The 12,699-nt window shown below is 62.1% G+C and carries 12 protein-coding genes; 6 read left to right on the top strand and 6 right to left on the bottom strand.

Translation table 11 applies throughout. The features are described from left to right. Positions 1-212: 212 nt before the first annotated feature. The 3 genes from ACLH0K_RS00790 to ACLH0K_RS00800 form a co-directional block, all read right to left on the bottom strand. A complete protein-coding gene (locus tag ACLH0K_RS00790) occupies positions 213-431 on the bottom strand; it encodes a YegP family protein (RefSeq protein ID WP_411374983.1) in 219 nt (72 codons plus the stop codon). 643 nt (positions 432-1,074) lie between these two features. After that, positions 1,075-2,187 (bottom strand): EAL domain-containing protein, encoded by a 1,113-nt coding sequence (locus tag ACLH0K_RS00795; protein WP_411374984.1) that lies wholly within the window; start codon positions 2,185-2,187, stop codon positions 1,075-1,077. A gap of 219 nt (positions 2,188-2,406) precedes the next feature. Further along, positions 2,407-3,243 (bottom strand): alpha/beta fold hydrolase, encoded by an 837-nt coding sequence (locus ACLH0K_RS00800; RefSeq protein ID WP_411374985.1) that lies wholly within the window; start codon positions 3,241-3,243, stop codon positions 2,407-2,409. A gap of 278 nt (positions 3,244-3,521) precedes the next feature. Between ACLH0K_RS00800 and ACLH0K_RS00805 the strand changes: the two genes are divergently transcribed. The 6 genes from ACLH0K_RS00805 (at position 3,522) to ACLH0K_RS00830 (ending at position 7,285) form a co-directional block, all read left to right on the top strand. Beyond that, on the top strand, positions 3,522-3,911 hold the full coding sequence (locus ACLH0K_RS00805) for a cupredoxin domain-containing protein (protein ID WP_411374986.1): 390 nt from the start codon (positions 3,522-3,524) through the stop codon (positions 3,909-3,911). An 8-nt stretch (positions 3,912-3,919) separates the two neighbouring features. Further along, positions 3,920-4,405, top strand: coding sequence for a hypothetical protein (locus ACLH0K_RS00810; protein ID WP_411374987.1), 486 nt, complete (start codon positions 3,920-3,922; stop codon positions 4,403-4,405). Positions 4,406-4,584: 179 nt separating this feature from the next. Next, positions 4,585-5,349 (top strand): hypothetical protein, encoded by a 765-nt coding sequence (locus ACLH0K_RS00815; protein WP_411374988.1) that lies wholly within the window; start codon positions 4,585-4,587, stop codon positions 5,347-5,349. Positions 5,350-5,373: 24 nt separating this feature from the next. Continuing rightward, complete coding sequence (locus ACLH0K_RS00820) at positions 5,374-6,078, top strand: class F sortase (RefSeq protein WP_411374989.1); 705 nt, start codon at positions 5,374-5,376, stop codon at positions 6,076-6,078. Positions 6,079-6,367: 289 nt separating this feature from the next. Continuing rightward, complete coding sequence (locus tag ACLH0K_RS00825) at positions 6,368-6,781, top strand: hypothetical protein (protein ID WP_411374990.1); 414 nt, start codon at positions 6,368-6,370, stop codon at positions 6,779-6,781. A gap of 54 nt (positions 6,782-6,835) precedes the next feature. Next, positions 6,836-7,285 (top strand): cupredoxin domain-containing protein, encoded by a 450-nt coding sequence (locus tag ACLH0K_RS00830; protein ID WP_411374991.1) that lies wholly within the window; start codon positions 6,836-6,838, stop codon positions 7,283-7,285. Here ACLH0K_RS00830 and ACLH0K_RS00835 read toward each other — a convergent pair. The 3 genes from ACLH0K_RS00835 to ACLH0K_RS00845 form a co-directional block, all read right to left on the bottom strand. After that, a complete protein-coding gene (locus tag ACLH0K_RS00835) occupies positions 7,272-7,823 on the bottom strand; it encodes a sigma-70 family RNA polymerase sigma factor (RefSeq protein ID WP_411374992.1) in 552 nt (183 codons plus the stop codon). The genes ACLH0K_RS00830 and ACLH0K_RS00835 overlap by 14 nt on opposite strands. A 320-nt stretch (positions 7,824-8,143) precedes the next feature. Beyond that, complete coding sequence (locus ACLH0K_RS00840; RefSeq protein ID WP_411374993.1) at positions 8,144-9,946, bottom strand: beta strand repeat-containing protein; 1,803 nt, start codon at positions 9,944-9,946, stop codon at positions 8,144-8,146. 1,604 nt (positions 9,947-11,550) lie between these two features. Beyond that, entirely contained in the window at positions 11,551-12,138 is a 588-nt protein-coding gene (locus tag ACLH0K_RS00845; RefSeq protein ID WP_411374994.1) for an RBBP9/YdeN family alpha/beta hydrolase, read from the bottom strand. Positions 12,139-12,699 lie beyond the last annotated feature (561 nt).

The following is a 12,699-nucleotide window of genomic DNA, read 5'->3' on the forward strand; positions in this document are numbered from 1 at the left end:
TTACGTTAGGTAGCAGCAACGCCGGGTGGAAGCATGTTGGCCATCAAGGAGAGTTATTGCGTGAATCTTGATGCGTGCTTCGTGCCCGGCCCGGCCTATTCGCCAACTGTGCGCTACGCGCTTCGGGCGCACACTGCGGCCTCCCCTTGACCTGCAGGAAGCGCCAGTAGGCGCCTCTGCCCGTTTTGCGGGGCCCTGTCCGGGCTAGGCGCTCAGGGGTGTTTCGTCTTGGGTGTGCTTGCCTCTGCTGTGGTGCAGCTGTCGGCGATTAGTCCCATGGCGGCATGTTCCCGTACTGCTTGAATTGCCTGCACCGCGGAGGCCTTATCCGTGAATTGGTTCGAGAATGCCAGGACGGCTCCGTCAGGTGCTTTAAGCCTGAATCCGAATGACGTGTGCCCGTTGTTGAAAAGTTCGAATGTTCCTGTCACGGTACTCCTTGCTGCCGCCCCGGGGGACGATCCTGGGCTTAGTTGCTAAGTGAAACGCTGCTTTGCGTCCCGGCCCCCCAGCCACCCGACACCCGACAAAACTTATCGTAAACGCGGATATTGTCTACTCGCGAGTACAATCCAAGTTATTTTAAACGCTGTAAGAATGACGTAATAGTAACTCTCAAGATTCCATCAACTATTCGCGTCGGCGGATAGAGGCTTTGTGTTTTAGTAATGCTGCTTACCATATTTGGCGTTGCAGACTTGTTTAGGGGGAACAATGAATGATGCAGATGTGCGGTTGGAGATAGTTGCGAAGGGGGACGTTCAAGAGTCATTCTCGCTGGGAGCGCCGGCAACCGGGCTGCGGCTCGGTGAGATGTGGACGGGAGATGTTGCCCTGATTGCCCCGCAGCCGGCGCCCTTCCGTAAAAAAGACTGGCCCTGACCGAGGTCCTTTATCCGTTACCGGTGTTCGTTCGAGTGGCACGAGTAGAAGCAAAGGAAATCCGTCCCACTTGCTTTAGGCGCTTACGCAGGTCAAACCGAGGCAAGGACGTCTCGACGTTGATCAGTGTGAACAAGTCGCGGCACCGGTAGTGCGACATGTATGGTGCCCGCTTTACCGGCATGGGATGTGTTATATCGGTCCAGGTTGGCCTATGAGGTAGCCCTGGGCGCAGCTGATGTCCAAGGCCCGGACCGCGTCCAAGTCGGCTGGAGTTTCAACGCCTTCGGCGACAGTTGCCGCTTCAAGATCTTTAGCTAACGTGACGAAAGCGCGGACTGCGCTGCGGCGTGAGGAGTCTGTGGCTACTCCTTGAATGAGGGACTTATCAACCTTGATGATATCGGGTCGTAATTCCACAATGTGGTGGAGAGAAGCGAAACCTGCCCCCGCGTCGTCTATCGCGATCCTCAATCCTTGCTCCCGTAAGGGCTGCAAATGGTTCCTCAGCTTCTCATAGGCGGCCACTGCCGCGGTTTCCGTAACCTCAAGCACCAGCCGGCTTACGTCAACCCCCAGAGACCCGAAGCTTTCTTCAGTCAGGACAAGCGCTGCGCTTGGGCTAACGTTCACTGCCAGGTATGCATTGGCAGGCAGCTGCAGCAGGGACCTCACCGAAGTCTGTATTGCAAGCATTTCAAGCTCGACGCCGAGCCCTGTCGCGTGAGCTGATTCGAACACCCTGTCGGGGGCGCCATTGGCCTGCGTAAACCGGGACAGGGCCTCATAACCAATCGTTGTTCCATTTTTCAGGTTCATGATCGGCTGGAACACGGACTCTACAGAGCCGGTGGCGAGGATTCCGCTGATAACCTCGCGTTGCTGCGCGGCAGATTGTTGGGCATCCAGTGTTTCGATAAGTACCTCGGCCAACATTGCCATAAATGCTGCATCACGGTCAGTCAGCTGCTCCGGCCCGCGACTCATGCAGCAAAACGTGCCGTACAAGCTTCCATCGGAAAGTCGTAAGGGAACTCCAATGTAACTGCCGATCCCGCGCTCCAACGTAGTCGCCAGACCCCGCACCCGGTGGTCGACCTGACTGTCAGGAACGACATTGGGCAGCGCGCCATCAATCATCTGCTGACAATAGGTGTCAGGTAATTCAGGGCCTGCACCTGGGACGATGCCAAAGGAACCTGCCTGACCAGTGACTTCCCGGTAAATTTGTCGTCCGCCGCGGAATTCGGACAGAAACGAAACATCCATCTGCAAATGCCGGCGCGCCAACTCCAGAACCTTCACTACATTCGGTTCCAGGAGCCCAACCAGACCACTTCCGTCCCCGAAACGATCCGTACCTCCGCCTGAAGCGTTTTCGCTCAAAAAGATCCCAACCTCTGAAGCATCGAACTGCCAACACGATCTCGTTGCGCAGGCCGTACTTGTCTGTCGTCAGGCCTGCCCGGCCGACACAGGAGTTTGACCGGCCCCTGGCGGAGGCCGGTCAACATGGCCTGTCAGCTAGTTCGCAAGGAACCGGATCAAAGTTTCGTTCCATTCTTCCGGGTGACTGACGTTGCAGCCGTGCGGGGCACCGGCAATGACGTGCAGTTCGCTGCCGGGCAGGCTTTCGTGGATGCGCTGGCCGGATCCTTCGAAGGGCACCGTGGCGTCACCGTCACCGTGGAGCACGAGGGCGGGTACGTTCACCTTGGTGAGATCTGCGCGGAAATCAGTGCTGCCGAAGGCTTCCATACAGGCCAAAGCCGCTTTTTTGTCCGACTGCTTGCACAGGGCAATGGCGTCCTGGCGCTGCTGTTCACTGACTTTGAGTTCCCCATCGACGGAGAAAAACTCGCGGGTGAACCCGTCATAGAACTCATCCTCGTCCTTGGTCAGGTCAGCGGTCATCTTCGCAGCCTTGTCCTTGGTCAGCGGACCTTCGGGGTTGTCATCGCCCTGCATCATGAAGGGCGGGACCGCGGATGCGAAAACAACACTGCGCAGCCGCTCTGCGCCGTAAAGGCTGAAGTAGCGGGCAACCTCGCCGCCGCCCATGGAGAAACCAACCAAGGTGACGTCAGTCAGGTCCAACTGGCCCAGCAGGGTGTGCAGGTCCTTGGTCATAGTGTCGTATGTGTACCCGGTCAAGGGTTTATCACTGCGGCCGAAACCGCGCCGGTCATACGTGATGACCCGGTACCCGGCCTCCTGTAGGGCCGGTACCTGGGCCTGAAAGGCTTCCCCGGACAGCGGCCACCCGTGAATCAGGACGACCGGACGACCGGTGCCTCCAGTGTCATCCACGTGAAGGTTGGTGTCTTTAAACAGTCCGTGATGTGCGGTAATTTCCGTCATGACTCACCTTTCGCTATCTGCATTGCCGTTCTGGCTGCCCCCATCAGGCCAGCCTACACAAAACCGTAAGCATGCTGTCTTTCGGAAAGGCCAACCATTGTCCTGGTCCTGGTAATCAGCTGCTACCGCAAGAAGCACCTGCTGCGGCTAACGGTGGACAGGCTGCTGCCGTTGGGCAGTCCATCAGAGTGGGGGTGACGAATAAGGTGCAGGGGTAGTTTCCTGATGGGCGCGCCGGCCGGCGGGTGGAGGATCGACCCCTTTCGAAGGGGATTGCCATGAAAACCATTACCGGTATCTGGGCCGTAGCTGCGGCCGTGTCGCTGGCGGGCATCACAGGATGCGCCGCCCAAAACGGGGACTCTTCTCCCTCACCCGTGGCCAGTTCTGCGGCCCCGTCAGCCGGTAATCCAGCCCAGACTGAAGGGGTGATCACCATTCGGGACTTCAAGTATGAGGTTCCGGATTCAGTGAAGCCAGGGGCGATGGTGACGGTGACCAACGCGGACAGCGCCCCGCACACCGTGACGGCCAAGGACGAGGGCGGCTTTGATGTTGAAGTTCCGGGTGGTGCGACGGTGATCTTTCAGGCCCCGGACGCCCCGGGGGAATACGGGATCATCTGCACCTTCCATCCACAGATGAACGGGACGCTGGTCGTGAAATGAACGGTGCGATGAGTGATGACAGTAACCGGGCAGAGATAAAACCACAGGCGCGGTCTCTGTGGGTGGTGCGTATTGTTGCCGCGGCGGGTCTGGTGGTCAGCGCAGTGGTCCATGTCCAGCTCGCCCCGGGCTATCAGCAGGCTGCCCCGGGCGGGATCGGGCAGGGCACCCTGTTCCTGGTCCAGGCTGGCGCCGCGGTCCTGGCCGCGGTGTTTGTGCTACTCAGGGGTTCATGGGCGGCTTTTGCTACGGCTGCCTTGGTCGGGCTGTCGTCTCTGGCAGCTGTGATCCTGTACCGGTACGTCCAGGTCCCGGCTGTCGGGCCGCTGCCTTCGATGTATGAGCCGGTCTGGTACGCAGCCAAGGTCATTAGCGCGGTTGCCGAAGGCGTTGGCGGGGCCCTGGCCGTCGCGGGATACGCCCTGCTGGGCAAGACCGGGACCGGGTCATGGACAGCCGCCGGGCGCCGAGGCCCAAGTGCGTCGCCGCCCTGAGCACGGCGGGACCCTCTGCCCTTACCGGTACGCCGTACGGTGCCGGGAAACCGTGCCCCAAAAAATATTGTGGGCCGGGGCACAATTTTACCCATCCGTTTCGGTCCTGGTTTCGAAGTACTCGTGTCCCCTTTGTTGGGGTGCCAACATCACACGCGCGTGAATGAGGAGAAATTGCAATGAATAAGACACTTCGCTTTATGGCTGTTCCCACCCTTGCCCTGGGCGCCCTTGCCCTTTCCGGCTCCCCCGCCATGGCCGCCGACCAGTCCTACCAGTCCACTTTGGGCCAGCTCAACGGCAGTTCTGCCTCCGGTACCGTCACCGTCCATGTCACAGGCAACCAGGCCCACGCCGTCCTGAAAGTCTCCGGCCTGGCCGAGACTTTCATGGACGCCCCGTACCCGCACGTCCAGCACATCCACGGCGGAGCCCAGGGTGTCTGCCCCACACCAGCGGCCGATGGCAACGGTGACGGGGTCATCAACACCACCGAGGGTGCACCGTCCTACGGCGGCATCGTCACCACGCTCTCCACCAGTGGGGACACCAGCCCGGCAGCAGGCCTTGACCTCAAGGTCGCCGGCCAGGGCGGCAGCTACACCATCGACCGCACCTTCGACCTGACCCCCGAAGCCAAGGCCGCCCTCGAAGCCGGCACCGCCGTCGTCGTCGTCCACGGCCTTGACCCGGCAACCCTCAGCCCGGCAGCACAGGCAGCCAAGAGCGACCTGGTTCCTGAGCTTCCCCTAGCTGCCACCTCACCGGCACTTTGCGGCACCCTGACCGCCGGCCAGATGGCAATGCCTGTTGGCGGCGCCGACACCGGCATCGCCCAGGAAACCGGTACCGACACCGGCGCCCTCGCCGTCGGCACCGGCCTGGCCCTGGTTGCCCTCGCCGGTGGAGCCTACGTAGTCCGCCGCCGCACCGCAGCAGCCTAAGCCCCAGTTAAGGACATCACTACCGTGACCATCAAGAGCTCCGGCCGCCGCGAAGGCCACGTAGCGGCCACGGCGGCCGGGGTTCTGCTCGCGCTGTCCCTGGCAGGCTGCGCCGCCGGACCCACCACCCCCGACGCCGGAACAGCACCTTCGGCCCCCGTCTCAGCGTCGACGGCACCTACCAACGCGGCTGTCCCGACCCCGCCTCCGGCCGCACCCTCACCGGCTGCCCCCGCAGCCGCCCCGCCCGCGGAACAGTTGCCGCCGGTCATGGCCGCCTCGGCCCCGGCAACCCTGAGCATTCCCTCGATCGGGGTCCGGACAGACCTGATCCATCTGGGACTCGAGGCGAACGGCTCTTTGAAAGTACCCCAGGACGACGGCAACGGCGCGCCTGCGTCCTGGTACGACGGTTCCCCCACCCCGGGGGAGCGCGGCCCCGCAGTGGTGCTGGGGCACGTCAACTCGCCCAGCGGACGCGGAGGCGTCTTCGCGGACCTGCGCAAACTCACTCCCGGCGCCGAAATCAACGTCTCCCGAACCGACGGCAGCACGGCCGTGTTCACCGTTGACCGCGGCGCGCTCTACCCCAAAGACGGGTTCCCCACCCTCGAGGTCTACGGCAACACAAAGAGTGCTGAGCTGCGTCTGATCACCTGCGACGGCTACGACCCCGCCACCGGGGAGTTTGACGACAACTACGTCATCTACGCCACCCTCAAAGCCTGACAACGGCCACCAACCGGAAGGTACGGCGGCCAGGAGGTAGAAGAGACCAATGAAACACCGCAAACCCCTGCTGGCTTCCCTGAGCATTTCTGCCCTCTTATTGTCCGGCTGCGCAGCAGCAACCGGATCCGTACCAGCACCCGCAGATCCTTCGGGCTCAGCCCCGGCTGTGACGTCGCCCGGCCCCGCACACGCTGATGGCCACGCTGATGGCCATGGCAGTGACGGCCATGCTGGGTCATCCTCCCCGGGAGCCACCCAAGCAGATGGTCCCAGCGAGGCTGCCCTGATGGTCTGCGGTGACCAGCCGATGGACCGGCTCACCGACATCCTCGACCTGAAGCAGGACCCGCACACGATCAATGACTGGGCGGACAGCACCTTCACCTGCATATACCACCTGGACGAGGGGGATCTGGTCATTTCGGTCAAGGAAGCCAAAAACCAGGCGGCTGCACTGACACACTTTGACGCGATGCAGGCCTTGGCCAAGGACGCCACCCCCATCGAGGGCCTGGCGAACCTCGGCTTCCCTGCCTATGAAACCGCGGACGGGTCAGCAGAGTTCCAAAAAGACAGCTTCGTGCTGCAGGTGGATACCACCGACCTGCCCGCCACCCTGGGCCCGGAGAACATCACCCGCAACGCCCTGGCCTACCAGCTCTCCACCACCATCCTCGCCTGCTGGATCGAACACCCCTGATTCTGCCCGTTTCCGCACATCAAACTTTCAGAACCCACCCTTGCAAGGACCATCATGAAAACGCACAAAAAGACTGCCTCGCTCGGCCTCGCCACTGCAGCAGCGCTGCTGGTTCTGTCCGGATGCGGCGGACCCGGCATGTCCGGGTCCGGCAACACCGCAGCGCCCACACTGACAGAGCAATTCCCGTCAGCCCCTGCCGCCACCACAGAACCTGCGCCCACAGCTTCCACTACTGGTTCAACACCTGCAGCGGCGCCGGCGGAAATCCTGATCAAGGGCTTCAAATATCAGGGTGGGGAGACTGTGAGCCCCGGAGCGGAAATCACCGTCATCAACGAAGACACCGAACCTCACACCGTTACCGCTGACACCGGTGACGCGTTCGATGTCACCATCAAAGGCGGCGACACCACCACCTTCAACGCCCCCACCGAACCGGGAACCTACACCTACCACTGCATCTTCCACGGCAACATGAAAGGCACCCTCACCGTGAAGTAGGGCCCTCCCAGTAGCTTTCGGCGGAGCCAAATACCAGATGCATCACCCGCAAGCCATCCCGGATGTGGGACTTCACTGCCGGTACGCTCACGTTCAAGGTGCGGGTGACTTCCGTGTAGGTCTGCCCGCCGAAGTAAGCCAGGCAGATCGCCTCGGACCGGGCGGCACTCAACACGGCCAGGCAGGCCAAAACCTTTTCGTCGTCCAGTTTCCGCAGGACTGCCTCTTCGGTGCCGTTTGATCCAAGCGCCAACGTCTCGCGGTGGTACCGGGCATCACGCTCACGACAGCTGCGTTCATGACGGAGAACATCCACAGCCCGGCGGTGTGTCAGCGTGAACAGCCAGGCCAAAACCGAACCTCGGGCCGGGTCATAGGCACCTGCCGATGACCACACCTGGACATAGACGTCCTGCACAATCTCCTCGGCCAGCTCAGGCCTTCGTGAAACGCTCAGCGCCAAACCGAACAGCCGCCTCACGGTGCGGACATACAGATCCTCAAAGGCACGCCGATCTCCCCCAGCGATCCTGCCCATCAGCAGTTCCAACTGATCAGGGGCAGCTGCGATCCTGCCACTGCTCCCGGCCGATGCCCCGGTCAACTCCAAGGCCGGGCCACTGCCTCCATCGCACTGGACCGGCTATGGACGCCACACAAAGAGATCAACACGATTCCAGCTCCGTACTGTTTACGGGAAAGCACTTCACGTCCCTCCGTCCGTACCCCGTGAAGTATCCGGAATCACAATAGCCAGCAAAAAACAGGCACGTGATGGTGCCGGGGTCTCTGTGAAAACCCCCGGCACCATCAATAGCTCACAAACCGTGCTTCAATTTGGCTGAGCCTTGCTAGGTATTACTGTCCTTCAAAGCTGCTCTGGACAGCGGTTGCTGCGTTCAGGTCCGCGCCGAGGCCAAGGCCGAGGTCGGTGCCGAAGGAGCCGTTGTCAGAACCGTTGGTGCCGTTGGTGCTGGTGGACTGGACAGCGGTTGCTGCGTCCACACCAGCGCCCAGGCCAAGGCCGAGGTCGGTGCCGAAGGAGCCGTTGTCAGAACCGTTGGTGCCGTTGGTGGTGCTGGTGGACTGGACGGCGGTTGCTGCGTTCAGGTCCGCGCCGAGGCCAAGGCCGAGGTCGGTGCCGAAGGAGCCGTTGTCAGAACCGTTGGTGCCGTTGGTGCTGGTGGACTGGACGGCGGTTGCTGCGTCCACGCCGGCGCCGAGGCCAAGGCCGAGGTCGGTGCCGAAGGAGCCGTTGTCAGAACCGTTGGTGCTGGTGGACTGGACAGCGGTTGCTGCGTCCACACCAGCGCCCAGGCCAAGGCCGAGGTCGGTGCCGAAGGAGCCGTTGTCAGAACCGTTGGTGCCGTTGGTGGTGCTGGTGGACTGGACGGCGGTTGCTGCGTTCAGGTCCGCGCCGAGGCCAAGGCCGAGGTCGGTGCCGAAGGAGCCGTTGTCAGAACCGTTGGTGCCGTTGGTGCTGGTGGACTGGACGGCGGTTGCTGCGTCCACGCCGGCGCCGAGGCCAAGGCCGAGGTCGGTGCCGAAGGAGCCGTTGTCAGAACCGTTGGTGCCGTTGGTGCTGGTGGACTGGACGGCGGTTGCTGCGTCCACGCCGGCGCCGAGGCCAAGGCCGAGGTCGGTGCCGAAGGAGCCGTTGTCAGAACCGTTGGTGCCGTTGGTGCTGGTGGACTGGGCAGCGGTTGCTGCGTCCACGCCGGCGCCCAGGCCAAGGCCGAGGTCGGTGCCGAAGGAGCCGTTGTCAGAACCGTTGGTGCCGTTGGTGCTGGTGGACTGGACGGCGGTTGCTGCGTTCAGGTCCGCGCCGAGGCCAAGGCCGAGGTCGGTGCCGAAGGAGCCGTTGTCAGAACCGTTGGTGCCGTTGGTGCTGGTGGACTGGACGGCGGTTGCTGCGTCCACGCCGGCGCCGAGGCCAAGGCCGAGGTCGGTGCCGAAGGAGCCGTTGTCAGAACCGTTGGTGCCGTTGGTGCTGGTGGACTGGGCAGCGGTTGCTGCGTCCACGCCGGCGCCCAGGCCAAGGCCGAGGTCGGTGCCGAAGGAGCCGTTGTCAGAACCGTTGGTGCCGTTGGTGCTGGTGGACTGGACGGCGGTTGCTGCGTTCAGGTCCGCGCCGAGGCCAAGGCCGAGGTCGGTGCCGAAGGAGCCGTTGTCAGAACCGTTGGTGCCGTTGGTGCTGGTGGACTGGACGGCGGTTGCTGCGTCCACGCCGGCGCCGAGGCCAAGGCCGAGGTCGGTGCCGAAGGAGCCGTTGTCAGAACCGTTGGTGCCGTTGGTGCTGGTGGACTGGACGGCGGTTGCTGCGTCCACGCCGGCGCCGAGGCCAAGGCCGAGGTCGGTGCCGAAGGAGCCGTTGTCAGTACCGGTGGTGCCGTTGGTGGTGCTGGTGGACTGGACGGCGGTTGCTGCGTCCACGCCGGCGCCGAGGCCAAGGCCGAGGTCGGTGCCGAAGGAGCCGTTGTCAGTACCGGTGGTGCCGTTGGTGGTGCTGGTGGACTGAAGAGCGGTGGAAGTGCTCAGGCCGGCGCCCAGGTTCAGGTTGGTGTTGTTTTCGGTGTCTGCTGATGCTGCTCCGGCTCCCAGGACGAGGAGGCTGCCGGCAAAGGCGGCAGAGCAAAGGCTGGTGCGTAGAAATGACTTCATGTCTGGTTTTTCCTCACATTGAATGATGATTCTTTTCCCTCGGTCGGCATGACCGGGGTATGCCCTGCGTGTGCCGCGCCTGTGGTGGCGTGGCGGTGGGCGTCATCAGTCGGGTGAGTACCCTGGATCCTGGTCTGGTGCGCCGGGCAGCGCGAAGCTGAACGGTGAGCCGTCCCCGCCGGGTGCGGTGGGAAGAATGAAGCGGTGGGAAAGATCAGCGGCCTGTTGGCCGGAACCTGCAGAACCGTTTCCGGTGCTTTGCGTGTTGCCTCCGGCGCCTGATGTCAGAGGAACCGGCAGGTTGGCACGGTTATCCGGCACAGGGAACTGGAACGGGGCAGAGGTTGGCAGTTGCTGAACACCGTGAGGGGCACGAACTGCAGTGCCGGCAAGCCGCACAGCATTGGACGTTCCAGCCGCCGATTCGGCCGGCCCGGAGCTAACACCGTTGACGGCAGCCGATGAATCCGTTGCCGCATCGGTGCGATCCATAGCCGCTGCAGTCCCGGTGGAGGGCCCGTTGTTACTTCCTGCAGGCTGCGTCACGACCGGGTTGGTAAGACCATCCTGCGCCGGGCCCGTGAGTCCAGGACCGGAAACATCCGCAGCAGAAACGACGGGGGCAGTGACAGCGTCAACAACGGGGGTAACAGAACCAACAACGTCAACAACCCCGTCTACCGGAACCGCTACCGCGTGCAAAACAGGAGTCACAGGGGCTGCCACTGCGTTCACAACGGGAGCCACAGGGGCTGCCACTGCGTTCACAACGGGAGCCACAGGGGCTGCCACTGCGTTCACAACGGAGGTGACTGGGGCTGCTACCGCGTTCACGATGGGAGCTGTGGGAGCCGTTATGGGGGTAAGGGTTTGGGTTGCCGGCGCGCTTACCGCTTCTGCAACAGGGGCTGTTGGGCCGGCTGTTTCCTGTGCAGACCCCAAAACGGTGGTCGCTGCACCGGTGGGAACCGCTGCTAAGACTACATCCGGTGAAGGAAGGGAAAGAGAGGAGCCAAGCCCGGAGCCTTGGTCACTGCCAGAAGTGTCGGAATTGGCCGCCCGGGCCTCGCCTGCACCCAGCGCAAGCCAGAAAACCGCTAACAGGCCTCCGAGCAGCAGCAGGCGCAGAACAGAGAAAGGGGTAGCAGCTTCGCGTTCCATTCCCACCTCCGTTCTGCTTACGCTTCATACGGCCACCAACAACGCTATCGGCTCCTGCCGGGGCCCTGTCAACCACGCACGTGGCCAACCACGACCAGGCCTACCTCTCATTCGGCACAGCAACACAAATGGATGGGTCGACTTTTCAAACCGATATCAACTCCCATCACTCGTGCTTCCCCTGTCCCAATGAACGAAGCTTTACAAAACACGGCTACGGAGCGCAGAAGGGGTGTGCGGCGTACCGAAATATCAATCCTGGTACTGGCCAATTGCTATCGCTAAACAGCAGAAACCACCCGGTTGAACAGGAAGCTTCTGGGTCTCCCGACCCGCGATAATATTCGTCCAGGTTGGTGCGAGCTCCGAACAGTCAAATCGGCCGACTCCTCCCCTTCTAAAACCACCGCTATGCAATAGTCCTGGGACCGTCCTCCGCGCCCCTACTTGGGCCGAATCACGTCAAGCAGGGCGGGAAACCTCGTGACGCCGTCTTTTGCCATGAAGTGTCCTGCTTCCGGGTGCACCTGCAACCTTGCGCTCAGGCGTCTAGCGAGGTCATCGGACGCCGCTGACGGCACGAAAGGGTCTGTGTCGGAGCGGATCACTGTCCGTACCCCAATGTTCGCTGCTACCCGTTCAACATCAACGTCAGTTGCGAGGAAGCCATCGAGTTCCGGCAGTGCTTCCAGTGGATCGGTGAAGCCGGCCACCAGCACGATACCGCCCAGCTCCCACGGCTCAGGGAGCTGGGCAAGCACTCGTAGGGCAGTGACAACACCGAGGGAGTGAGCCACAACTACCGTTGTCGCGTCTGGCAATCCCAATGCAGAACTGACAGCGTCCTCCCACGCCGCCTTGTCAGGATCATCTGGGGACGGGAGAGGAACTACTGCCACGCCAATGCCTTCAGCTTCAAGGGCGCCCTTAAGCCAAGGAAACCAGTTCGCATCCGGGGAAGATTCGTACCCATGGACTATAACGACACGCTCCACCAGATGGAATGGGACCCCGCTGGCTTCAATATTCATTGGCAAAGGCTCCAAAACGTTCGCTGAAGTTGCCCTTCCGGTTGCTTCCCTGTGTCCACAAGGGCAGGTCGGAAGCAACATCCGGGTTAACACCGGCTAGCCTCCAAAATATCAGTGCCAGCTAAGCTTTCAACACGAACACAACCACTGCGCCTTGGGGCGCCATCTGCCTGCCCCGTCGGGTCGCCTCCATAGCCACCCCTCCCTCTTTCGGCCCGAGCTCGGAGGAGTAGGACATGCTTCATGAACGACTTCCAACTGACACTGGGGCTCCCAATTCGGAAGGATAAACTACACCCCAATCTGACGTCAGGCAGCGTTAGAAAGACCGTCAGGATAGGGTCCAGATCGCATTTCCTTAACATGCCCACAGAGCAGCCTTAAATTTCAAACTGACAGCCAGCCCGGTGCAGAAGCTGCACTGTGCCTGGCATTTGTCCCACACGCTGTGGAGCAAGTGCCACCGACCTTTGGACAATTGGATTCGCTGCCCACAGCCGGGGACAATCCTGAGGGGTCATCCACCGCTAGTGCTGCTAAGGGAGCTACCCCAAGGGCTCC

It is taken from the genome of Arthrobacter sp. MPF02 (assembly GCF_046605375.1).
GTDB lineage: Bacteria > Actinomycetota > Actinomycetes > Actinomycetales > Micrococcaceae > Arthrobacter.

Excerpts from the sequence above, each read along its gene's own strand:
- ACLH0K_RS00840 (WP_411374993.1), bottom strand. The coding sequence starts at position 9,946 with ATGAAGTCATTTCTACGCACCAGCCTTTGCTCTGCCGCCTTTGCCGGC.
- ACLH0K_RS00825 (WP_411374990.1), top strand. The coding sequence starts at position 6,368 with ATGGTCTGCGGTGACCAGCCGATGGACCGGCTCACCGACATCCTCGAC.
- ACLH0K_RS00845 (WP_411374994.1), bottom strand. The coding sequence starts at position 12,138 with ATGAATATTGAAGCCAGCGGGGTCCCATTCCATCTGGTGGAGCGTGTC.
- ACLH0K_RS00805 (WP_411374986.1), top strand. The coding sequence starts at position 3,522 with ATGAAAACCATTACCGGTATCTGGGCCGTAGCTGCGGCCGTGTCGCTG.
- ACLH0K_RS00830 (WP_411374991.1), top strand. The coding sequence starts at position 6,836 with ATGAAAACGCACAAAAAGACTGCCTCGCTCGGCCTCGCCACTGCAGCA.
- ACLH0K_RS00800 (WP_411374985.1), bottom strand. The coding sequence starts at position 3,243 with ATGACGGAAATTACCGCACATCACGGACTGTTTAAAGACACCAACCTT.
- ACLH0K_RS00815 (WP_411374988.1), top strand. The coding sequence starts at position 4,585 with ATGAATAAGACACTTCGCTTTATGGCTGTTCCCACCCTTGCCCTGGGC.
- ACLH0K_RS00835 (WP_411374992.1), bottom strand. The coding sequence starts at position 7,823 with ATGGGCAGGATCGCTGGGGGAGATCGGCGTGCCTTTGAGGATCTGTAT.
- ACLH0K_RS00810 (WP_411374987.1), top strand. The coding sequence starts at position 3,920 with ATGAGTGATGACAGTAACCGGGCAGAGATAAAACCACAGGCGCGGTCT.